General features: G+C 46.0%; 18 protein-coding genes, 1 other RNA gene and 1 riboswitch. Of the genes, 10 read left to right on the top strand and 9 right to left on the bottom strand.

The genetic code is table 11. From position 1 onward, the window contains the following. Positions 1-23 precede the first annotated feature (23 nt). The 4 genes from GQS64_RS08805 to ssrA form a co-directional block, all read right to left on the bottom strand. Entirely contained in the window at positions 24-290 is a 267-nt protein-coding gene (locus GQS64_RS08805; RefSeq protein ID WP_198231298.1) for a ribbon-helix-helix domain-containing protein, read from the bottom strand. After that, positions 280-471, bottom strand: a complete 192-nt coding sequence (locus GQS64_RS08800) for a DUF4169 family protein (protein ID WP_077992721.1) — start codon at positions 469-471, stop codon at positions 280-282. The genes GQS64_RS08805 and GQS64_RS08800 overlap by 11 nt, the downstream gene beginning before the upstream one ends. Before the next feature lie 10 nt (positions 472-481). Further along, positions 482-1,063, bottom strand: coding sequence for an SspB family protein (locus tag GQS64_RS08795; protein WP_198231297.1), 582 nt, complete (start codon positions 1,061-1,063; stop codon positions 482-484). Positions 1,064-1,308: 245 nt separating this feature from the next. Beyond that, positions 1,309-1,679, bottom strand: a transfer-messenger RNA (tmRNA) gene (gene ssrA, locus GQS64_RS08790). 189 nt (positions 1,680-1,868) lie between these two features. Between ssrA and GQS64_RS08785 the strand changes: the two genes are divergently transcribed. Further along, positions 1,869-2,174, top strand: coding sequence for a DUF2853 family protein (locus GQS64_RS08785; RefSeq protein WP_198231296.1), 306 nt, complete (start codon positions 1,869-1,871; stop codon positions 2,172-2,174). A gap of 384 nt (positions 2,175-2,558) precedes the next feature. Here the strand turns inward: GQS64_RS08785 and GQS64_RS08780 are convergent, their stop codons facing one another. After that, the gene (locus GQS64_RS08780) at positions 2,559-3,902 is read right to left on the bottom strand and encodes a dicarboxylate/amino acid:cation symporter (RefSeq protein ID WP_077992715.1); all 1,344 of its coding nucleotides are present in this window, start codon (positions 3,900-3,902) and stop codon (positions 2,559-2,561) included. Positions 3,903-5,005: 1,103 nt separating this feature from the next. Then, the gene (locus GQS64_RS08775) at positions 5,006-5,404 is read right to left on the bottom strand and encodes an STAS/SEC14 domain-containing protein (RefSeq protein ID WP_198231295.1); all 399 of its coding nucleotides are present in this window, start codon (positions 5,402-5,404) and stop codon (positions 5,006-5,008) included. Between the two features lie 105 nt (positions 5,405-5,509). Here GQS64_RS08775 and GQS64_RS08770 point away from each other — a divergent pair, with 105 nt between their 5' ends. The 4 genes from GQS64_RS08770 (at position 5,510) to ilvC (ending at position 10,356) form a co-directional block, all read left to right on the top strand. Beyond that, on the top strand, positions 5,510-6,247 hold the full coding sequence (locus GQS64_RS08770) for a pyridoxine 5'-phosphate synthase (protein ID WP_198231294.1): 738 nt from the start codon (positions 5,510-5,512) through the stop codon (positions 6,245-6,247). A 101-nt stretch (positions 6,248-6,348) separates the two neighbouring features. Next, a complete protein-coding gene (locus GQS64_RS08765) occupies positions 6,349-8,274 on the top strand; it encodes a potassium transporter Kup (RefSeq protein ID WP_077992710.1) in 1,926 nt (641 codons plus the stop codon). A gap of 379 nt (positions 8,275-8,653) precedes the next feature. Further along, positions 8,654-9,325 (top strand): TetR/AcrR family transcriptional regulator, encoded by a 672-nt coding sequence (locus GQS64_RS08760; protein WP_077994586.1) that lies wholly within the window; start codon positions 8,654-8,656, stop codon positions 9,323-9,325. Between the two features lie 11 nt (positions 9,326-9,336). Further along, entirely contained in the window at positions 9,337-10,356 is a 1,020-nt protein-coding gene (gene ilvC / locus GQS64_RS08755; protein ID WP_077992708.1) for a ketol-acid reductoisomerase, read from the top strand. A gap of 515 nt (positions 10,357-10,871) precedes the next feature. On the opposite strand, the gene GQS64_RS08750 is transcribed toward ilvC, so the two are convergent. Then, the gene (locus GQS64_RS08750) at positions 10,872-11,225 is read right to left on the bottom strand and encodes a BA14K family protein (RefSeq protein WP_198231293.1); all 354 of its coding nucleotides are present in this window, start codon (positions 11,223-11,225) and stop codon (positions 10,872-10,874) included. A gap of 162 nt (positions 11,226-11,387) precedes the next feature. Between GQS64_RS08750 and GQS64_RS08745 the strand changes: the two genes are divergently transcribed. Beyond that, the gene (locus GQS64_RS08745; RefSeq protein WP_077992705.1) at positions 11,388-11,882 is read left to right on the top strand and encodes a DUF992 domain-containing protein; all 495 of its coding nucleotides are present in this window, start codon (positions 11,388-11,390) and stop codon (positions 11,880-11,882) included. Between the two features lie 212 nt (positions 11,883-12,094). Beyond that, on the top strand, positions 12,095-13,009 hold the full coding sequence (locus GQS64_RS08740; protein ID WP_198231292.1) for a PhzF family phenazine biosynthesis protein: 915 nt from the start codon (positions 12,095-12,097) through the stop codon (positions 13,007-13,009). A gap of 549 nt (positions 13,010-13,558) precedes the next feature. On the opposite strand, the gene metE is transcribed toward GQS64_RS08740, so the two are convergent. Continuing rightward, positions 13,559-15,898, bottom strand: coding sequence for a 5-methyltetrahydropteroyltriglutamate--homocysteine S-methyltransferase (gene metE, locus GQS64_RS08735; protein WP_198231291.1), 2,340 nt, complete (start codon positions 15,896-15,898; stop codon positions 13,559-13,561). A gap of 89 nt (positions 15,899-15,987) precedes the next feature. Next, a riboswitch (cobalamin riboswitch) is annotated at positions 15,988-16,191 on the bottom strand. A 322-nt stretch (positions 16,192-16,513) separates the two neighbouring features. Next, positions 16,514-16,954: a MarR family winged helix-turn-helix transcriptional regulator gene (locus GQS64_RS08730; protein WP_246798538.1), complete on the bottom strand. Its 441-nt coding sequence runs from the start codon at positions 16,952-16,954 to the stop codon at positions 16,514-16,516. A gap of 105 nt (positions 16,955-17,059) precedes the next feature. Between GQS64_RS08730 and GQS64_RS08725 the strand changes: the two genes are divergently transcribed. From GQS64_RS08725 to GQS64_RS08715, 3 genes are all read left to right on the top strand, one after another. After that, entirely contained in the window at positions 17,060-17,872 is an 813-nt protein-coding gene (locus tag GQS64_RS08725; protein ID WP_077992684.1) for a p-hydroxycinnamoyl CoA hydratase/lyase, read from the top strand. A gap of 104 nt (positions 17,873-17,976) precedes the next feature. After that, positions 17,977-20,112, top strand: a complete 2,136-nt coding sequence (locus GQS64_RS08720; protein ID WP_198231289.1) for an acetate--CoA ligase family protein — start codon at positions 17,977-17,979, stop codon at positions 20,110-20,112. 1 nt (position 20,113) lies between these two features. Continuing rightward, positions 20,114-21,838, top strand: a complete 1,725-nt coding sequence (locus tag GQS64_RS08715; RefSeq protein WP_198231288.1) for an acyl-CoA dehydrogenase family protein — start codon at positions 20,114-20,116, stop codon at positions 21,836-21,838. The last annotated feature ends 125 nt before the right edge of the window (positions 21,839-21,963 follow it).

The raw sequence follows: 21,963 nt of genomic DNA, 5'->3' as shown, positions 1-21,963 counted from the left end.
AATTGCGGTCGTAAAACGGTTTTTCAAATGTCGGAATTTTGCACCAGTTTCAAAGCAAAGAGACGCAAAGCGGCTGAAAGATTGATTTCCGCCGGCCTTGCTTCATCTATCAGCGTGACAATTCCGGCAAAGGAAAGTTCCCTTTTTTCCGCTTCTTGCAATAAAATATCAATATAGGCTTGTTCAAGCGAGATACTTGTTGCATGTCCATCTATGCGCACGGACAATTTTCTAGGCCGCGCCTTAAGCCAGTCAATGCTGGTGATAGAGGCGGGAGTTTCATTCTTCATCTTTGTCGCGGGTAATTCTTCTTAAATCAAGAAATCCGTCTGTTTTCTGTTTTTTCCGGTCATCGAATTGGCGTTCGATTTTTGTGCGCCCGAATAGAATACGATTTTCGGTTGCCTGCTTTTCTTCCGACTGACGTTTTTTCTGTTTACGAAATTGCCTTAAATTGACCAATTCAGCCATTTAAAGAGCCTTATTTTTTCCGGAACGCGTCAAGCGAAACAACATTGGCAGATGACGGTTCCTTTTCTTTCTTAGGCGATTTATCCGTTTCGTCTGCGGCCTTTGTATGCTGCTTCAATTTGACCGGCGATTTTTTCTTATCTTTTTTGTCACCGATATGTGCAAGCTCGCCGCCTTTGGTTTCGTTTGTGACAGTTTTGACTTCGGGGCTGTCATTGTCGCTTTTCGGCTGGTCGGATGCGAGATCAAAGGCCGCTTCAAAGGCTGCTGTCGGGTCATAGAATACTTGAACGGCCGAGAAGGGGATGACCAGTCTTTCCGGCACATCGCCAAATGAGAGGCTCACTTCAAAACCACTTTCGGAAACGTTCAAATCCCAAAATTGGTGTTGCAAAACAATCGTCATTTGTTCGGGATAACGTTCTTTCAGGCGTGACGATATTTTCACACCAGGAGCGTTTGTAAGAAAGGTTATAAAAAAATGATGGTCACCTGGAAGGCCGGCCTTCGCCACTTCGGATAATACTTTGCGAATAACACTGCGCAACGCATCCTGCACGAGAATGTCATAACGGATCTGATCGTGAACCATTGAAAACCTGTTCCTTCTGCGACGTAGTTTATGCAAATTTGGCACTCAACCTTAATGCAGTGTAGCCGTTCTTAATGCAATGAGGCAATCACAATCTTCTCAATTTTTTTTCGTAAATATCAACAAAGATGCGCTTGAGACCCGATTACCAACACAATAGAGAATGGCATTTTTGAGTGAATGCGCCTTGAAGATAAATTCTTGTAAGAAAATCGCGGCAAACTTTCAAAAATGTCGAGTAAAAAAGTGAAGGCTTCTGTTGCCAGGTGCCTCCGAACCCCGCTTGGACCGGCGAAGGCCCAAGACTTGATTTGAAGCGTTCGCGCCGCAATTAAGCAGCGAGACGAGCTTCCGCATAGTTGTCATTTGCAACTACTTAATTAGCCCGATAACGGTGGTACAATGCCGGGTAAAAGAGCAATCTTTACGCCCTTGTCGATCCTGTTTCGCCCCCTTCATAATGAAAACGCTAGGAAAATTACTTCGCCTTTTCATTGTGGTGGAGGCGCCGGGTACCGCCCCCGGGTCCAATGGGTTTATTACACTGTCCATTTATTACCATAGCTGGCAAGCCAGCAAAGCCAATATAGGTAAATCAATTGACGGTGGGAAGGGGGGTTGTCTAACTTTTTCGCGCTCTATCTCATAAACAGTGATGTTTGGCTCTATCTCATAAACAGTGATGTTTGAATGAATGGAAAAACGGTCAAACATCCAAATTCAATTCATCGCCCATAAAACAAGTGGGAAATTCCCCGCTGTTTTACTGTTAAGCGGACATTTAATCGACAGGAGCCTGAAACCGATGACAAAACACCTCGACCAGATCAAAAAATATGACAAAAATCCGGATGAAGCAGCAATTAAACGATTGGAAAACCGTTTATCGCTTGCGTTACAAAACCGCGACGCTTCAGAAGTTGCAGCAACCGACGAGGCAGAGCTTCAACGCGTGGCAAAATGGGCAGCGGAAAAACTTGGTGCAGATGTCGAAAAGAGCAAACAGGCAGTCACAAAGGTTGCCGATTTGCTGAAAGGTGAACATATGAAAAATCGTGTCACTTTTTACTACTTTGTTGCAAAAGAACTGGGTCTTTTGAGCAAGGTCTGACGAGCCACGGCAAAGCCTGTGCGAGATAGTCCAAAAAAGCGGAATCTATATTCTGCCGGCTCAAGCGGTTAACCATAACATTTATTAAAATAGCCAAATCCACCCGACATAGGTTTTACGGTCAATTGGGCATGAATTGATCGGGGCAGGGGGTGATTGCGGCGTGGATTGATCGTGGCAGGGATTGATCGGTGATTGCCAAAAATACAAGCGCCGAAAAAATACAACTGCCGAAAAAATAAAAGCGCTGAAAAAATACAAGCGCCGAAAAAATAAAAGCGCCAAAAAATAAAAGCCGCGAAAAAATAAACGTACCAAAAAATAAAAGCCCCGAAAAAGGGGCTTTTAATCGACATATCGTCTCATGCGATGAAACGAACATTGTCAGTTCGCTTCTTCGCTTTTCGGTGCCTCGACATGGTGGTGACCATGTTGATGTTCGTGGCCACCCAGAACTTTATGGAGCTGAACGGTATCAAGCTCGTTTTCCCAACGTGCAACAACGATACAGGCAACCGCATTGCCGACGAGATTGGTTAATGCGCGGCACTCCGACATGAAACGGTCAATACCGAGAATGATAGCCATACCGGCAACCGGAATAGCCGGAACGGCTCCGAGAGTTGCCGCAAGAGTAATGAAGCCCGCACCCGTAACACCGGCTGCACCCTTCGATGAAATCATAGCCACGACCAGAATAAGGATCTGATGTTCGAGTGTCAGATTAATATCCAAAGCCTGGGCGATAAACAATGTGGCCAAAGTCATATAGATATTGGTGCCGTCAAGGTTGAATGAATAACCGGTCGGAATAACCAGCCCGACAACCGACTTCTTCGCACCGGCCTTTTCCATCTTTTCCATCAAGGTTGGCAACGCAGCTTCGGACGAGGATGTACCGAGAACCAGCAACAATTCATCTTTGATGTAGCGGATCACTCTGAAGATGGAAATACCGTTGTAACGGCACACCGCGCCCAGAATAACTACAACAAACAGAATCGACGTGATGTAGAAGGTTGCCACCAGAAAGAACAGATTAATGACCGAGCCGATACCGTATTTTCCGATAGTGAAAGCCATCGCACCGAAAGCGCCAATGGGAGCAGCCTTCATTAGAATGGCAACCAGTTTGAAAATCGGCGTCGACAATGCATGGATGAAATCCAGAATGGGTTTACCGCGTTCGCCGACTGATCCAAGCGCAATGCCGAACAGAATCGAGAAGAACAATACCTGAAGAATGTCACCTTCCGCAAAAGCCGACACGACGGTTGACGGAATGATATTCATCAAAAATTTGACGATCGACGAATCGTGAGCTTTTTCAGCGTAAACTTTAACTGCCGCGGTATCGAGCGACGCCGGATCAATATGCATGCCCGCGCCCGGTTGCAGAACATTTCCGATAACAAGGCCGACGATCAATGCCAATGTCGAGAAAGTCAAGAAGTAAAGCATACATTTTCCCGCAACACGCCCGACCTTTTTCAGGTCGCTCATGCCGGCAATGCCGCTCACAATGGTCAAGAAGATAACCGGAGCAATAATCATCTTGACCAATTTGATAAAGGCGTCACCCAACGGCTTCAAAGATGCGCCAACATCCGGATAAAAATATCCAAGCAAAATACCGCAAACAATTGCGAATAATACTTGAATATAAAGGACTTTGTAAAACGCGCGATGAGGACGTGGTTGTTTCAATTGTTCGATTTTGTAAGCCATGAAGCCTCCCTCTGATCGACCGCGCAAAATTTTGCAGTGGATTTAGCCGCCCCTCGGCCACCTCCCGGTCGACTTCTACAATAACGTCTAGCAATTCATATGCCAAGAGACTATTGTTTCGCAAGTTCATTTGCTGAAATTAGTGCCTTAACAGTTGATAATTTTAACAAAAATCAAAAAATTTTTTTCGTAAGAAGATGAAAGCTATAACGATATCTTCAACTGATAATTTAAAAAATATCAGGAACATTTTGAATTATAAGGGCTATTATTCTATTATAGATTGAATTGGCAAATTTGATAGCCAATCCGGCTTTTTGAAGGGGGGATAAAAAAGCAGGTTAGTTGAAGGGCTCGTCAATGAGGCCAGCCGAATCCGCACAGGATTATTCTGGATTTGTGGATGCCTCTCATTATTTCTTCGTTGTCTGAACCGGATAGTGCAATTATTGCATCTTTATTCCGGTAAAAGTTGCAATGGAAACGGATAAGTCGGGAGATGGTTCGAGAGAATGATTTGATTGGACTTAGTCATTTTAGAGGAAATATCGGCGATATGCTTATGCTGAAAGCCTGTTGGCAATTCATCTCTTTCGTGTGAAATCTTTTATCGGGAAAATTCCGATGGAGGCAAGAAAGTGCGGCCGATTGCGATTGTTGACCCCTTGGCAGTGAAACCGTTTGTCTCACCCTTATTCTTTTAAAAAATTAAAATGTCGCCAATACGGGAAACGAATTTTTGTGTGCTCTCCGGAAGCGGGAATATGATTTTTGAAAATAGAGTTTAAAACGCTCGAATGGCAGAATTGCTTTTGAAAACCGATTTTAAAAAATATGAACCACGGTAGCTTTGCCAAAGGGTTATGAAAACGCTTCCAAAGGAACGTGATAAATTCCAAAGGAACGTGATAAATTTGTCGATTGCACACAATCGATCACGGATAAAACGGCAATTATCGCTCGATATACACGAACAATGAATGGAATATTGTGTCGATTTATACCGAGGAACCGGTGGCAAGTTAAACTGAAAAACTTCCAGCAAGCCGGTTTTAATTGTCGTTTTAAAGCTCTATGGAATCAGTCAATCGAAAGTGCTTATCTCATTCGATCGGCTTTGCATCTATATAATTCCAGCCATCGTTAATGTGTTCAGAAGCAAACCATTTTGTTTCGACGCGTCCGAAAGGCCGGAAAAACTCGACCGCCAGTTTGAGCCAAGAAGGGCCGCCGACAATGGCATAACGCCTTAGTTTTGTGAAAGCTTCTGCTCTGAGCTTGGCTGTATCCTCGTTAAACAGGCTTTCCCAATCAATTCCGTCATATTCTTTAAAAATGACAATCATATCGATAGAGTCAAAGCCTTCCGCCTCCGCTTCAAAAAGTCCATAGAGGTTTTCCACATCTGAAGAAAAAAGCACGCCGTTAATGGAAAAACCGATTGCACCGGGGCGGTTGGTCTTGATCTTGGAGATCACCGGTATTGTATCTTCAGGTAACATGCTTTTGCCCTTTCTTGTGGCTCAATTAAGTTATATGTAGAATTTTATGTAACGTCTGAAGTTTTCAATACTACAGATTTTAAGTGGACTTGATAGGTGCTGTCGATGACAATAAAACTTTCGGTTAATCTTAACGCCATCGCGGTGTTGCGCAATCGCCGGAATTTGCCTTGGCCGAATGTGGTCGGTATGGGGCGCATAGCGCTGGATGCGAGTGCTGACGGACTTACTGTCCATCCCCGTCCTGACCAGCGTCATATCAGGTTTACCGATCTTCCCGATATACGTCGTTTGATTGACGATGAATTTCCAAATCGGGAATTCAATATAGAAGGCTATCCGGATCAGGCGTTTCTGGATATGGCAGAACTTTATGCCGATCAGATAACCTTGGTTCCCGATTCCCCACAACAATCAACTTCCGACCATGGGTGGGATTTTGGTCGTGATAGCGCATTTTTGAAACCCGTTATCAGCCGGCTGAAAGAAAGGTCGATTCGTGTCATTGTGTTCGTCAATCCTGTTGCCGACGGGCTTGAAGCCGCCAAAGACATCGGTGCCGACGGTATTGAAATTTATACCGGTCCTTATGGCGACGCTTATGACAGCGACGAAAAACAGGCAAAAGCCCTTGAAGCGGTAAGAATCGTTGCGCAGCGCGCCAAGGAATTGAAGCTTCTCGTCAATGCCGGACATGATTTGACGGTGTCCAATTTGCCCCCTCTTGTCAAAAGAGTGCCATGGCTTTATGAAACCTCCATCGGACACGGACTTATTGCGGATGCTCTGGAACATGGAATGAGAGAAACTGTTCTGAGATTTAAAAGAGCATTGGCAATTTAACCGGCCAAACGGGCATCAGGTGAATATGTAAGATCAAGGTCGTTTTTACCCGTCTTCTACCTCAACAACTGGATAACAATTTCGGCTGAAAGGATTGCGCTATGGCGGACTCTCAAGATATTGACGCTGTGACCGATGATCCAACAACAGCCGATGAAAATAATGACCATTCCAAAGAGAGTTTTTTACTGCTTTTGATTGGCGCAATCGGTGTTGTCTATGGTGATATTGGAACCAGCCCGATTTATGCATTTCGCGAGGCGTTGCGCGCTGGTGCAGGTAATCATGATATTTTAAAAAATGATGTTTACGGGGTTATTTCACTTATATTCTGGGCATTATTGCTGATTGTTACAATCAAATATGTCGTGTTTGTTTTGCGTGCCGACAATAATGGCGAGGGCGGCATTCTCTCGCTGATGGCACTTGCCCGTTCCACCTTCCGGAAAAGAGGGGGGTGGGTTTTGGGAATAGGCATTCTCGGTGCCTCGCTATTTTTTGGTGACGCCGTCATTACCCCTGCCGTTTCGGTGCTTTCGGCGGTGGAAGGTATGGAAGTTGTGGCCCCCGACCTTGAACCTTTTGTTGTGCCACTGACACTTGTTATTCTGGTTGCACTTTTTGCTGTCCAAAAGTTTGGAACAGGAAAGGTGGCTATCGTTTTCGGGCCTATTACTTTGGTCTGGTTTCTTGCACTTGGCGGCTTCGGGCTTTTTCACATATTTGATGATCTCACGATTTTGAAATCATTGTTGCCATGGTATGCGATTTCATACATTGTCAGCAATCCCGCGACATCTTTTGCAGCCGTCGGGGCTGTTTTTCTGGCTGTCACCGGTGCCGAAGCCCTTTATGCCGATCTTGGACATTTCGGACGGCGTCCGATTGTTGCCGCCTGGCTATGGATTGTGTTTCCGTGTCTTGTGCTCAATTATCTGGGGCAGGGCGCATTCATTCTTTCCCACGGGCGCAACACTGTAAATCCGTTTTATCAAATGTTGCCGGAATGGTCGCTTATACCGATGATCGTTCTTGCAACAATGGCAACCGTTATCGCTTCACAGGCCGTTATCACAGGTGCGTTTTCTCTGGCGCGACAGGCTGTTCAGCTCAATATTTTGCCGCGACTTGAAATTTTGCACACTTCGGAAAAAAATTTGGGGCAAATCTATATGCCGCGGGTCAATCTGCTCCTTGCGGTTATCGTTATTTGTCTTGTGATCGGCTTTGAAAAATCATCCAATCTGGCAGCCGCCTATGGTATTTCGGTCACCGGCAATATGATCGTGACCACATCGCTTCTGTTCATTGTGATGAAGCGGATCTGGAAATGGCGCCTTGCTTTATGCCTTGTGCCGACGATTGCATTTCTGTGTCTCGATTTTCTTTTCTTCAGTGCCAATGTGGTCAAAATCCACGAAGGTGGCTGGTTCTCTGTAGGGCTTGCTTGCAGCGTTATCCTCGTTATGTGGACATGGGTTCGTGGCAGTCGCCATTTGTTCAAGAAAACCCGTAAGGCCGAAGTACCGCTTGATCTTATTGTCAACAAGATGGCGGAAAAACCGCCGATTATTGTGCCGGGAACAGCAGTCTTTTTGACCAGTGATCCGAAAAGCGCTCCAAGTGCTTTGATGCACAGCCTCAAGCACTATAAAGTTTTGCACGAAAACAATGTTATATTGACTGTTAATACCGCCTCCACACCCCGTGTACCGGCCGTGGATCGGGCCAGAGTATCGCAGTTTAACGAACGCTTTATGCAGGTGACTTTGACATTCGGTTATATGGAGCAGCCAAATATTCCGAAGGCTTTGGCAATTTGTCGCAAGCTTGGTTGGAAATTCGATATTATGACCACGTCATTTTTCCTCTCCCGCCGGTCAATTAAACCCGCGGCCAAGTCGGATATGCCGATGTGGCAGGATAAATTCTATATTTTCCTCGCCCGAACAGCGGCAGATGCAACAGAATATTTCCAGATTCCAACCGGTCGTGTTGTTGAAATCGGTACACAGATTACTGTTTGATGAGGTAAACAGGATCACGAACGCCGGCCATACTATCCAAATGTCGATGAAGTTTGACCGGCAAAATGCAATAATGGGGGTAATCATGGCTCAACCCGTTATTGCGGGTCTGGGGCAGGCCTATCCTGTTATACTATAACTTGTTATTCACATCTGCCTTACCGGCGTGGTCGCGCACGCATTATCAACCGTGTTCCTGTGCTGGCAAAAACAGGAAATCGCCCAAGGACTGATGGCAAGTTAAAAAATTCATCAATGAAAAAACCTTCTACCAATTAAAAAACAATATCTGTTAAAATAACGCTTGCTATTAAGGGGTGATCGTAGCATGGTAAAGAACCGTACGGTACGGTACTGAGAAAAGATGAAAACAGCGGAAATGCAACAATCGTCAAACGCCACGGTCAACAACTTGGTCAATAATTTGACAGATCGTCAGAAAGACGTTCTCGATGCGGCATTGCATTTGCTCGTCAAAAATCATTTGGCACTGACGATGTCGAAAGTTGCAGAAGCTGCGAGTTGCTCGAAAGAAACGCTTTATAAGTGGTTTGGCGATCGCAATACGTTTTTGGAAGCGATGGTCGAGTGGCAGGCTTCGCGCGTTCGCGCCGTACCGATCAGCCGCGAAGCGGTTGATGAACAAACCCTGTTCAACAGTTTGGAACATTTTGCGCGTGACTGGTTGATGGTTTTGACCTCTCCGACCTCGATAGCGCTCAACCGGCTTGCGGTCAGTCAAGCCGGTGCGGGTAAGTCCAACCTTGGAGATATTGTGCTTTATCGCGGGCCTTTTGCAATGGCGCGGCGTTTGAAGCCGATTCTGGAAATCGGGCGGGACTGCGGTTTTTTACAATTGGATGATCTCGACAATGCATTCCGGACATTTTTCGGTCTCGTCGTTCGTGATGTCCAAATACGCAAATTGCTGGGCGATGATTTTCATATGGATGATGAAGACATTATCCGTGAAGCTCGCACAGCGACAAGGCAATTTTTTGCTCTTTTCGGGCAAAAAAAGACGAACAAAACTGATGAAACGCAAATTTAAGGGAGTTTTCTATGCGTGTTTATTATGATCGTGATGCAGATGTAAACCTGATAAAATCCAAAAAAGTCGGTATTATAGGCTATGGCTCTCAAGGCCGCGCCCATGCATTGAACTTGAAAGATTCCGGCGTGAAGGAAATTAAAGTTGCTCTTCGTCCGGGTTCTGCAACAGCTAAAAAAGCCGAAGCCGACGGGCTTGAGGTCGTTTCGGTTGCCGAAGCAGCCAAATGGGCCGATCTCATTATGATGGTTACACCTGACGAATTGCAGGCAGACATCTTCAAAGACCACATTGCCAACAATTTGCGCGACGGCGCGGCAATTGCATTTGCCCACGGTCTGAACATCCACTTCGGTTTGATTGAACCGAAAAAGACAGTGGATGTCATTATGATTGCTCCCAAAGGCCCTGGACATACAGTGCGCAGCGAATATCAGCGCGGCGGCGGTGTTCCAAGTCTTATTGCTGTTGGCCACGACGCAACAGGCAATGCACATGATCTCGCTCTCTCCTATGCTTGCGGAATTGGTGCAGGCCGTTCAGGCGTTATCGAAACAACATTCAAGGAAGAAACTGAAACCGATCTCTTCGGTGAACAGGCCGTTCTGTGCGGTGGTTTGGTCAACCTTATCCGTGCCGGTTTTGAAACATTGGTCGAGGCCGGTTATGCTCCGGAGATGGCTTACTTTGAATGCTGCCACGAGATGAAGCTTATTGTTGACCTCATTTACGAGGGTGGTGTTGCCAATATGAACTACTCGATTTCCAACACTGCCGAGTGGGGTGAATATGTCAGTGGTCCGCGCATCATTACCGATGAAGTCAAGGCCAATATGAAGCGTGTTTTGAACGATATTCAAGACGGTACATTCTGCTCCAACTGGATGCAGGAATATAAATCCGGCGCTGTTCGTTTCAAAGCTATCCGCCGCATTAACGACGGTCATCAGCTTGAACAAATCGGTGAAAAATTGCGCGGAATGATGCCGTGGATCAAGTCGAACGCATTGGTTGACAAAACACGTAACTAATCGCACGTTTTTGTAATCCGAATTTTTGAAAAAGGGCTGGCAATGTCAGCCCTTTTTCTTTTTGTATCATATAGGAAATCAACAATTGCGATAATCGTCTTTTAACTTGCGATCAATACACGGGCTGAAACGCTGTGACGTTATGTTTGTTTTTGAACCGTTCTGTCAGTTGTTTCATTATCGGCTTCTGGAAACTCTGGTACCAATTTGTAATGTCGGCCAAAGATTATCCGGTTTGACTGTGCATCTTACCGGACATAATCGACAAGCCAACAGTTAAAGTAAAACCGGAGAAGTCCGGCTTATTGCGACGAAAGATTTTCCCTGATTCCTATTTAAAAGAAGGGTAGTGCGGTCGACGTGGCGCGCTTCTTTTGCAATTGCCGTTTGATCGAGTTTGGCAGACGAACAAAATATTAGTGATTATCATAACGATCATCTTGCGCGGCGGATAGGTTAACGACCAACCGCCGGATAGATCGACTATGAAAGCGCGTCCCGTTTATAAAAATGTTTTATTTAGGGAAAGGCGATTTGCAAGTTTGTCGCACGCCACCACGATCGACATAAGTATCGTCTGACGAACGATAACTTCTATAACGGTCGCTACACCATTGTTGATGGTTAATATCAGGGCCGGTATCCAATTTATATGTTGGCCCGCCGGGATTTGTCTGTTCCGGTTTATAATTGCGGTTCGGTCTTGGCACACCGTAATGGGCGTGAGGCAGAGGGGCATTCTGAGGGCGGGCAATTGGTGCGAGAGGGTTGTTGAGTTCTACAGCCTGAACCGGCACTGGAAAGATTATTGTTGCAAGGATTGGTAGAACAAACGATTTTTGCAAGCGGCAAAACATGGGCTTTCTCATTTAAATTTATAAACTCTTCAGCAAGACTGGTAATTCCGATCACTTTTCATATCGAAAGTAATAAGAATTCAATTCTACTTTGCAAAACTTTGCAGAGGCTGACTTGTATTTTCTATAATATACGCCAAATTGAGAAAAGTTAGTAGAGAAGGAACAATCATAATGTCACATTTTTTAAGAAATATTGTTATTGCCGGGGTTGCTGCCGGAAGTGCTATTTTGAGCATCAATAGCGCATCTGCCGATGATAAGGTTACAGTCGGTATGCTTGTATGTACCGGACAAGGCGCTGAGGGACATATTTTCAAAGCGACTGAAAAATTGACTTGCGTTTTCCAACCGAATGACAAAGGCGCCCAAACCGACAAATATGTCGGCAAAATCGAACAACTCGGCATTGATATTGGTAAAGCCGGCGCCGGCCAATTGTCGTGGATGGTTTTGGCAGCAAGTAAAGATGCATATAAGGCTGGAATTCTTGTCGGCAAATATGAAGGCGTAGGTGTTGATGTGGCAGCCGGAGTTGGCGGCGGAGCCAATTTACTCGTTGGCGATAACAAGGCTTTCTCGTTGCAGCCGGTGAGTGTTGAAGCTCATGAGGGAGCCAATATTGCCGTCGGCGTTTCCAAGCTGGTTTTGAACGCTGACAGCAAGTAATTTTTTTAAATTTCAAAGCGGACGAACGAAATTCTGTCGGCTGACGGATTTTGTCGCAAAATGCTGATAACAGAAGATCGGGATGCAGTCGGGTGGCTGCATCCTTTCTTTTTTGATATAAAGAAACTTTACAGGTCGATCTGTTTCGTCCTAATCATAAACAGGATAAGGTTTCAATATCGTAGATCTGCATTGAAAAAGGATTTGTCAGGGTGGAGGATAAAGGCCGTTTTTTTGAAATTTACGACGTGTTCAGTGACTCGGTTCTATCGGGAAATCCGGTGGCAATCGTTCACGAAGCGGCCGGTTTGACAGATGAGCAGATGCAGTCTATCGCGCGTGAATTCAATTTGTCGGAAACTGTTTTCGTCAATCCGCCGAAAGATGAAAAACATGTCGCCAATTTGCGAATTTTCAAACCTGATGGAGAAATGTCATTTGCCGGTCATCCGACTGTCGGAGCCGCCGTGTCTCTTGCACGGAAAAAAATAAAAAACAATGGCCGCAATGATTCACTTATTATTCTTGAGGAAAAAGTCGGAATTATCCGTGCGGTGGTTGATTTGAGTGAAAAAGCAGCTTTCGCCGAATTCGACCTGCCCAAACTCCCCGAACAGCTCCCGCTTGACATTCCCAAAGAAATTTTTGCAGCAGCCTTCGGTCTCGAAAGCAAGGAAATAGGTTTTGAAAACCACATTCCCTCTCTTTGGACAGCCGGCGTACCATTTTTCTTTGTTCCTCTTCGCAATCTTAAAACGGTTGCCAGTGCACTGCCTGATCCTGTTTATATTGCGCAAAATTTTGACAGGCTGAATGTGAAAACTCCGTCATTCTACCTCTATAGTCGGGAAACAAGGCTTTTCCAGAGCGCTTTTCATGTGCGCATGTTCCGCCCTGACGGCACGGAAGATGCTGCTACCGGCTCGGCTGCGTCGGCTTTTTGCGGTGTCGTCCAGCAATTTGATAACCCGTTGGATGGCAAGAAAAATATTTGGCTCGAACAGGGTATGGAAATGATGCGGGTATCGAAAATCCGGCTCGAATGGTATGTGGAAAATGGAAAACTCGTTTCTGCTCGCATTGGCGGCAAGGCTGTCAAATATGCTGAAGGCCATATATTTCCGTGAACATATGCCTCCTTTCCTGCCATTATAATAGTGGTTTGGAAACCTGTCTCTCGCTTGAAAACTGCTTTCAGCTTTTATGACTTTAGCTCGATTGTTTTAAAATAAACATTTTTCCTATAAACTGTAACCTCGGACCATTCTTGCCGAAGCTATGGCCATCTGTCGAAAACTCTTGTTGCGCAATTGAAAAACTTTTTATTAGCAACATCAATTTGCGCGTGATTGTAGCCGATGATGAACGTGACGAACTTGGCAAAGACATTTTGCGCCGAAGTGCTTGACGCAGATGTCCGGCATTTCGGACACTGTCCTATTGTTGCAGGTCTAACAGATCAAACAATCAAGGTCGAAGCCATTGGATGGGCAGTCCAAAGGATGGGGTGCTCCAAAGACACAATGCGGAAATGTGTGTTTGTCTCTGTAACGTTCCAAATAAAAAGCCGGAACACCGATGCGATTGGATCGGTGCTCCTATATTTTTAAATACATAGACTGACATGGTTTGAGGCTTGGCATTACTCGAAGTGCCAAACCTTTTTGTGCTTCCGATTAAACGCTAACAGTCTTTCTCAACGTTTTGGCAGCGGCAACCATATTTGCGATGGCGGGCTTCACTTCCTCCCATTGGCGCGTCTTTAAGCCGCAATCGGGATTGACCCAAAGCTGTTTGGCCTCCAAACGTTGCAGCGCATATCCGAGAAGCTCAAGAATTTCTTCTGTCGAAGGGACTCGCGGCGAATGGATGTCATAGACACCGGGACCGATTTCATTGGGATATTTGAATTGCTTGAAGACATCGAGAAGCTCCATTTTGGAGCGTGAAGTTTCAATAGAGATAACATCCGCATCCATATCGGCAATTGCGGTAATGATGTCATTGAACTCGGAATAGCACATATGGGTATGGATTTCGGTCGTGTCTTTCACCGTACTTTGAGTTAAGCGAAAGCATTCAACAGCCCATTCAAGATAATAAGCTTTGTCCTTTTCTTTGAACGGCAATCCTTCCCGTAACGCTGCCTCATCAATCTGGATTATTTTTGCACCAGCCTTTTCAAGATCTTCGACTTCATTGCGAATTGCCAAGGCAATTTGCCGACACGTATCTTCTCGCGGTTGATCGTCGCGGACGAATGACCAATTCAGAATGGTGACAGGCCCCGTCAACATGCCTTTGACAATCTTCGAGGTAAACGATTGTGCGACTTGCCACCATTTGACTGTCATCGGCCTCGGTCGGGAAACATCCCCGAAAATGATAGGGGGACGGACGCAACGGGAGCCATAACTTTGTACCCATCCGTGTCTGGTAAAAGCAAAGCCTTCCAATTGTTCGCCAAAATATTGAACCATGTCGTTGCGTTCAAATTCACCATGCACGAGAACATCAAGCCCTACCTCTTCCTGCCACTTGATCGCTTCGCCTATCCGCCTGGTAATAAAGCTCTCGTAAGTTGTTTTATCAATTATTCCCTTTGTATAATCGGAACGGGCTTTGCGAACATCAGCCGATTGGGGAAAGGATCCGATTGTTGTCGTTGGAAAAAGAGGCAAATTCAGAATGGCTTTTTGTTTTTCATGCCTTGTCGAGTAGGGAGATGCGCGCCGCGCTCTATCTTTTTTGACATTTTCAAGCTGTTTTTGAACAAGGTTATTGCGGATGCGTTTTGATGATTTTCTTCCCTTTAATGCAGCTTTATTGGCGGCGAGCCTTCCGGTGACAGCGGCCGCATTGCCCGATAATGCCTGACAAAGAATATGGAGTTCATCAAGTTTCTGGCTGGCAAAGGAAAGCCATGATTTCAACTCGTCATCGAGATTGACTTCAAGATCAAGATCAATGGGAACATGAAGTAGCGAACAGGATGTGGCAATCTGAATGCGCTCTGTTCCCAGTTTACCAACAACCGGTTTGAGTCGGTCAATCAAAGCATTAAGATCGCTGCGCCAGATGTTACGCCCGTCAATGACACCGAGCGAAAGTGTTTGGTTAGGCCGGATATGCGAGACAAAGGCATCAAGCTGTTTTTTTCCGCGAACGAGATCAATGTGATAGCCCTTAACCGGCAAAGACAAAACAGTTTCAAGGTTATCTCCGACATCTCCAAAATAACTGGTCAGCATTATGCGAGGGAATTTTTCTGCGTCGCCAAGAATTTTATAAGCATAGTCAAAGGCAGATTTCTGATTGGCATTGAGTTCAGTCACGAGGATAGGTTCATCCATTTGCACCCAAGGACAACCGACAGATTTCAACTGCGCCAGAACATCCTGATAGACCGGCAGGAGTCGGGAGAGCAATGATAATGGTTCAATGTCATCTTCACGGCATTTCGCGAGCAGTAGAAAAGTTACGGGTCCCAGAAGAACCGGCCTTGTCACAATGCCTTCAGCCTTTGCTTCGAGAAACTCTGTTATAAGTTTCTCCGATTGGAGCTTGAAGCTTTGTTTGGCGTTTATTTCAGGTACGATATAATGATAATTCGTATCAAACCACTTTGTCATTTCCAGTGCCTTTATATCACTGTCAATGTGACGATTTCCGCACCCGCAATCATTGTTGCCTTCGCGGCCGCGTGCCATTGCAAAATAGGTTTCCAAAATATCTTTATTTTCGCCATTGGCCTTATATTCGGCAGGAATGGCGCCAACCATAATAGCTGTATCAAGGACATGGTCATACAAAGAAAAATCATTCGACGGTATAACGTCAATTCCTTTGTCTTTTTGCAGTTTCCAATGCCTTTTTCTTAAATCAGCGGCGGTTTTTAACAAGTCATCCTTGGAAATATTGCCTTTCCAGAACTGTTCGAGAGCTGTTTTCAGTTCCCGTTTGGCACCCATGCGGGGAAACCCCAATGATGCCGATTTGATTATTTGTGAAGTCATTTTACTACCCTTGATAAGGGAGCGAAGGGCACGAAGATACCCAAGAGATCGACCGATCTCCATAAGCACCTAACCGGGACACCCCGCCCGTGGACAATATTTGTCGCGGCAGGTCTCCTGGCTTACAGGTCAACACCTTTATCTACCTTCCCGGAAATAATTCCAGTGGTTTTATCAATATCGGCTCGCCGTTCACAGTTGCGGGGGCAGCTTCGGCATTTGAAATTTCTTCACCGAATTCCCTCTTAGCTCCATTTTTAAAAAAATAGAGAACCACGACACTTACCATTTGACACAAGATAAAGAAGCCGTCAACAGGATATAAAGAAATGTTTATATTTGAATATCAATTGAATTGGAGTCATATTCGCCCGATTTTGAACGGGATTGACACGATTTGGATACGATGTGCGCGGCGAAAAAAATAGGGCACTACTGCGTTTTCAGGCTATCAATATAAGAACCGTATGTTTTGTTTTGTCGGCAGGAAAAACGATAATATCGGGATATGAAGATATTCCCATCGGCTTGATGAATAAAACGCCCCGATCTTCCAAGAAATATCTTCCCCATCACTTCATTGAAAGGCAAGAGGGATGAAATATTATTGGCGCATCAATGAATAATTTTGTCGAGTAACTGATCGAAAATTCTTTTTTCTTCATCCGTCAGATTTCGCAATATTATTGCGTCGGTTTTCTTCATTTCCAGCAGAATCTGTGTGCAAAGAGAATTTCCGGCATCGGTTACTTCCAAGCCATAGGAACGCCCATTGAGGGGCGTTTTTTTGATCCAGCCCTTTTCTTCAAGATGGGTGGTGAGAGGAGCCATATTTGCGCGCTTTATGCCAAGACAATGACCGACTTCGGATTGTGTTGCACCGTTATTTGCATGAATCATCATTAAGACCGAGGCCGCTACAGTGGATATATCCAATGCTGTCAAACTTCTTCCCAGATATGCCATGTCGTCAGCCGATATGCGCCTCAGCCGGTAGCCGAAAAGACCTCCGATGGGATTTTGTAGCTCATCCGGTTTTTCGTCTTCCTGTTTCATCACGAATTCGTTCCTTGTCAGTTCGGTTTTTAACTGCTATGAAACATAGCAATTATTTATAGCCCGTCAAATGACCGGTTATACATATAAAGAGGAGGAAGCAATATGTCAGATATCGTTAAATTTGAAGTTGTCAATAAGATCGCCTGGGTATCTTTTGACAGACCGGAAAAACGAAACGCTATGAGTCCGGCTTTGAACCGCAAAATGATGAGCGTTCTCGACGAATTGGAGTTTCGCGAGGATGTGGGCGTTCTGGTCCTGACAGGCGAAGGTTCGGCGTGGACAGCGGGCATGGATTTGCAAGAATATTTTCGTGATACGGAAGCGCAGGGATTAAAAGGTATCAGACAGTCGCAACGCGAAAGTTACGGATGGTGGAGAAGGCTGCGGTGGTATCAGAAGCCGACAATTGCAATGGTCAATGGCTGGTGTTTTGGTGGCGGTTATGGCCCGCTTTTTGCCTGTGACCTTGCATTTGCGGCAGATGAAGCAAAGTTCGGCCTGTCGGAAATCAATTGGGGTATTTTGCCGGGTGGCGGTGCGACAAAAGTGGCTGTTGAATTGCTTAGTTTCCGTCATGCTATGTATCACGCCATGACCGGAGAGCTGGTCGATGGCAAAAAGGCCGCGGATTGGGGATTGGTCAATGAATCTGTTCCTTTAAACAAATTGAAAGAACGGGTGGAAGAAGTTTGCAAAGTACTTTTGGCAAAAAATCCCACTGCGTTGAAAGCGACGAAAGATGCAATCCGTCGTGTGGGAAATATGGATTATGACGAGGCGGAAGACTATCTCGTTCATATGCAGGAGGCTGCTAATTCGTTTGATAATGAAGGACGCAAGGAAGGGATGAAGCAGTTTCTCGACGAAAAAACCTATAAGCCGGGGCTTGGTGCATATAACCGGAATAAATAGACCTCGACAAGCATATTGTAGGGAAGAGCGATATGCTTTCATAGGCAGCATTTGAATTGCGATAGGGCTGGTTAAGCCTTAATGAGCGGGATTTGGAGGAGAAAATGGCCGCTATCAATGATCGCAACGAGCATTTCACGCTCGATTGCCTTTTGCACCCGAAATCCATTGTTATTATCGGTGCGTCACCTAATTCCGGCGCACTCGGATTTTCTGTGCTGGAAAATTTGAAAAAACATCATTTCAAGGGCGAAATCTATCTTGTAAACCCGAAATATGATGAAATTAACGGGCATCATTGCTATCGCAACATTAATGATCTGCCGGAAGCGATTGATGCGGCCGTTTTGGCTATTCCGCGTCAATCGGTTCTTTCAACAATGGAGGCGTTGGCAGCAAGGAAAACCAAAGGCGTGGTTATCTTTTCGGCAGGTTTTGCCGAAGACGGAGAAGAGGGGCTAGCCCAACAACGCCAAATCGCCCAGATAGCACGCGAAAACGGTATGGTCGTCAATGGGCCGAACTGTCTTGGCATCATCAATTTCGATCATCATTCGCCACTCACTTTTATCAAAGCACCGCTGATGAAAGAGAAGTTCGGCAGAAAGGTTGCCATTGTTTCGCAAAGCGGGGCAATGTCGGCAGTTTTAAGCGTATCCTTGACGGCACGTGACATTCCGCTCTCTTACGCAATTTCTTCAGGAAATGAAGCAGTCAATACAGTCGAAGATTTTCTTCATTCGCTTATGAACGAAGAAGATGTCGGCATTGTCGCGATGATTGTCGAACAATTTCGCAAGCCTGAATTGTTCTTGTCCATTGCCCGACAGATGCAGGCTTCCGGCAAAACCATTGTTCTTCTTCATCCCGGCAAAAGTGCGGAAGCACGGCAATCTGCCGCGACACATACCGGTGCAATGGCCGGTGATTATGATTTGATGAAAGTTATGGTCAAGCGCGCAGGTGTATTGCAGGTTGATGATCTGGAAGAATTGATCGATGTGTGTGATCTCTTGAGCCGCTATGGTACGTTCAAACAGGGAGGCGCTGTTATTGTCACTGAATCGGGGGCATATAAAGCTTTGGCGCTCGATCTTTGTAAAGAGGTCGGTTTACGGCTCCTGAAGCTTGATGAAAAACAGCATGCGGAACTGCGTTCGGTTTTACCTTCTTTTGTGGCTCTTTCAAATCCGGTCGATCTTACCGCTCAAGGTCTGGTCGAACCGGCGATCTATGGGCGTGTGATTAATGCATTGAACAAAGACGATCATATTAATGCGATTTTTTTACCGCTCATCCAGACAGACCATGAAACTTGTGAAATCAAATATCCGGAAATCATTTCGGCACTCGAAAACATAAAACCGCATTGCCCTATCGTTTTTGCCGGTCTTGATGACGGCGCTCCGGTGCCTCAGCATTTTATCCATGCACTCCGGAAAAATGGCGCTTCCTATTTCAGTTCACCCGACAGAGCAATTCGGGCTTTGGCATTGGTTACCAATCACGCCGACTTTGAACGGTCAGTGGCTGATGAAACGCTAAAACCGATCCGGTTTGACAGGGCGAAGGGCTCAGGGATTATCGCCGAATATCGTTCAAAAGAACATCTCTCGTTGGTGGGCATAAACTTTCCGGACGGTGCGCTGGTTAGTTCATTGGAAGACGCTCTTGTCGTTGCCGAAAAATTGGGTTTTCCGGTTGTCATAAAAGCGCAGTCGGAAGCTCTTCCGCATAAAAGCGATGCAGGCGGTGTTGTTATCAATATTCATAATGCTGACGATTTACGGCAAGCCTGGCAAAAGTTGCACGCCAATGTCGCCCGTCATCGCCCTGATGTGAACATTGAAGGTGTGTTGATTGAAAAAATGGGGGAGAAGGGAATTGAACTCATTGTCGGTGCCAAACGTGATCCGCAATGGGGGCCGGTTATCCTTGTCGGAGCGGGCGGGGTAACAGCAGAGCTTTATCACGACAGTTGCCTTATTCCGGTTGATGTCGGTCGAAAGGAAATTATAGAGGCATTGAATAGCTTGAAATGCATTCAACTGCTGAACGGGTTTCGCGGTTCGCCAGAAAAGGACAAAGATAGCGTTATCAACCTGATATTACAACTGGCCGGGATCATGCGTGCCACACCGGAAATCACAGAAATAGATCTGAACCCCGTGGTGGTTTACGACAAAGGTCAGGGAGCCATCGCACTTGATGCTCTGATCGAGATAAGAGAGGGCATGTAAAATGGTATCACAGCGTGCCCGCATTCCACGATTGCAACCGGAACTTCTGGATTGTCTTTTACACTGTTCCGATGATTGGCAAAAAGTTCTTGAGCTTTCGCCCCATTTTAGCGAAATGGCGTCGATGCAAAATACGCTTTTAAGCGAGGCCGCACGGTTTGCAGACGGTGTTTTGTCGCCATTAAATCACACTATGGATATTGTGGGCGCAAAACTCGTAAACGGCCGCGTTGTTACAGTCGATGGGCATAAAGAGGCGTGGAAACAGTTTGTCGAGGCCGGATGGACACTTCTCGGCAAGCCTGAACTCTATGGCGGGCAAGAGGCTCCTTTAGCACTTTGGGCAGCTATTCAAGGTATTTTCGACAGGTCTTCACCGGCTTTTGGTATGTTGCCGGTTCCTCAAATATCGGCAGTAAAACTCATTTCTCATTGGGGAGATGAAAAGACCAGAAAAGATTGGCTACCAAATCTTGTTAGCGGCAGATGGGGGGCAACAATTTGTATATCGGAACCGGATGCCGGCTCCGATGTAAGGCGTATGCGCACAAAGGCCGAAAAACAGCCCGATGGAAGCTGGCGTATCACCGGCGAGAAATGCTGGATCAGTTATGGCGACCACGATCTCGCAGAAAAGATAGGACATTGCCTCCTTGCCTATTCCTATGATGAAAAAGGTGTTCCGGGTATCAGTCTGTTTCTGGTTCCCGATCGCCTTGAGGTGAACCAGAATGGACAGGCCGCGGGAAATGGCGTCACCATTCAACGTGTCGAAGAAAAAATGGGGCTCCATGGTTCGCCGACATGTGTCATCAGTTTTGAAAAATCGGAAGCAATATTGCTTGGCAAAACGGGGCAAGGCCTATCGCAAATCTTTGTAATGATAGCAAATATGCGTTTGTCGGTGGGTGTGATGGGAACGGCTATAGCCTCGGCAGCTTATGATACCGCACTGAATTATAGTTTTGAACGCAAGCAGGGCGGACCGGCTGACAAGCCACCGGTCGCGATTTATCAGCATGTAGATGTAAAACGTATGCTGATGGAGATGGCAGCAAACACCAATCTCATGCGGGGTTTGATTTTTTCAATCGCCAATCACACAGATCTCTCCCTTTCGAGTTCAGATGAGGCACAACGGGAACAAAGTCACTTGTTTACGCAATTTTTGTTGCCTGTCGTAAAAACCCTGGGTGCCGACATCGGTTTTCAGGTGGCAAGCACCGCAATACAGGTTCTGGGCGGTGCCGGATATACCGGTGAATGGCCGGTTGAACAGGCATTGCGGGATTCACGCGTGCTGTCAATCTTCGAGGGAACAAGCGGAATTCAGGCGCTGGATTTGTTGAAACGTCGTCTCAAAGGCCGCGATCAGGGCAAAGGGCTTAAAGTGTTTCTCGATAAAGCCTACGAGTTGACCGGTGCATTGCCTTCAAACCTTGCAAACAATTATCAAAGCGGTCTCGATCTTCTCAAGATTACGGCGCAAAAACTGGCGTCGCTGGACGATGAGGATGGCGAGGCAGGGGCAGATGCATTCCTCCGTCTGACCGGTAGAGCCGCGCTCGGATGGATAGCTGCAAGGCTGATTGCCAGAGGCGATATACCGGCACAGTTACGTTCGCAATCCGAATTTTATTTGCATGAAATGGCCATAAAATGCCGTGCTTTATCCGACCTTGCCTTATTGGGAAGAGCAAGATTGGGACAAACAGAAGCACAATGATTGCTCTGATACGGCATTCCGGCTGCCTTTAATGAAGACAAGCATATCAACATCAACAACAAGGATACCGATCGTTTTAACTCAAGTTACATTGCAGCGCGTTCTTAAAACTTATTGCCTTGGTG

It is taken from the genome of Bartonella sp. P0282, assembly GCF_048452985.1.
In the GTDB taxonomy this organism is placed as follows: Bacteria; Pseudomonadota; Alphaproteobacteria; order Rhizobiales; family Rhizobiaceae; genus Bartonella; species Bartonella choladocola.
Note: the sequence above shows the minus strand (reverse complement) of the source record. Positions and strands in the feature narration are given on the sequence as shown.

What these genes read in the sequence shown, in the direction of transcription:
- GQS64_RS08760 (WP_077994586.1), top strand. Translation starts at nt 8,654, where the DNA reads ATGCAACAATCGTCAAACGCCACGGTCAACAACTTGGTCAATAATTTG.
- GQS64_RS08770 (WP_198231294.1), top strand. Translation starts at nt 5,510, where the DNA reads ATGACAATAAAACTTTCGGTTAATCTTAACGCCATCGCGGTGTTGCGC.
- GQS64_RS08715 (WP_198231288.1), top strand. Translation starts at nt 20,114, where the DNA reads ATGGTATCACAGCGTGCCCGCATTCCACGATTGCAACCGGAACTTCTG.
- GQS64_RS08780 (WP_077992715.1), bottom strand. Translation starts at nt 3,902, where the DNA reads ATGGCTTACAAAATCGAACAATTGAAACAACCACGTCCTCATCGCGCG.
- GQS64_RS08800 (WP_077992721.1), bottom strand. Translation starts at nt 471, where the DNA reads ATGGCTGAATTGGTCAATTTAAGGCAATTTCGTAAACAGAAAAAACGT.
- GQS64_RS08795 (WP_198231297.1), bottom strand. Translation starts at nt 1,063, where the DNA reads ATGGTTCACGATCAGATCCGTTATGACATTCTCGTGCAGGATGCGTTG.
- GQS64_RS08805 (WP_198231298.1), bottom strand. Translation starts at nt 290, where the DNA reads ATGAAGAATGAAACTCCCGCCTCTATCACCAGCATTGACTGGCTTAAG.
- GQS64_RS08725 (WP_077992684.1), top strand. Translation starts at nt 17,060, where the DNA reads ATGTCAGATATCGTTAAATTTGAAGTTGTCAATAAGATCGCCTGGGTA.
- GQS64_RS08730 (WP_246798538.1), bottom strand. Translation starts at nt 16,954, where the DNA reads ATGAAACAGGAAGACGAAAAACCGGATGAGCTACAAAATCCCATCGGA.
- GQS64_RS08785 (WP_198231296.1), top strand. Translation starts at nt 1,869, where the DNA reads ATGACAAAACACCTCGACCAGATCAAAAAATATGACAAAAATCCGGAT.
- GQS64_RS08720 (WP_198231289.1), top strand. Translation starts at nt 17,977, where the DNA reads ATGGCCGCTATCAATGATCGCAACGAGCATTTCACGCTCGATTGCCTT.
- GQS64_RS08775 (WP_198231295.1), bottom strand. Translation starts at nt 5,404, where the DNA reads ATGTTACCTGAAGATACAATACCGGTGATCTCCAAGATCAAGACCAAC.
- ilvC (WP_077992708.1), top strand. Translation starts at nt 9,337, where the DNA reads ATGCGTGTTTATTATGATCGTGATGCAGATGTAAACCTGATAAAATCC.
- GQS64_RS08745 (WP_077992705.1), top strand. Translation starts at nt 11,388, where the DNA reads ATGTCACATTTTTTAAGAAATATTGTTATTGCCGGGGTTGCTGCCGGA.
- GQS64_RS08750 (WP_198231293.1), bottom strand. Translation starts at nt 11,225, where the DNA reads ATGAGAAAGCCCATGTTTTGCCGCTTGCAAAAATCGTTTGTTCTACCA.
- metE (WP_198231291.1), bottom strand. Translation starts at nt 15,898, where the DNA reads ATGACTTCACAAATAATCAAATCGGCATCATTGGGGTTTCCCCGCATG.
- GQS64_RS08765 (WP_077992710.1), top strand. Translation starts at nt 6,349, where the DNA reads ATGGCGGACTCTCAAGATATTGACGCTGTGACCGATGATCCAACAACA.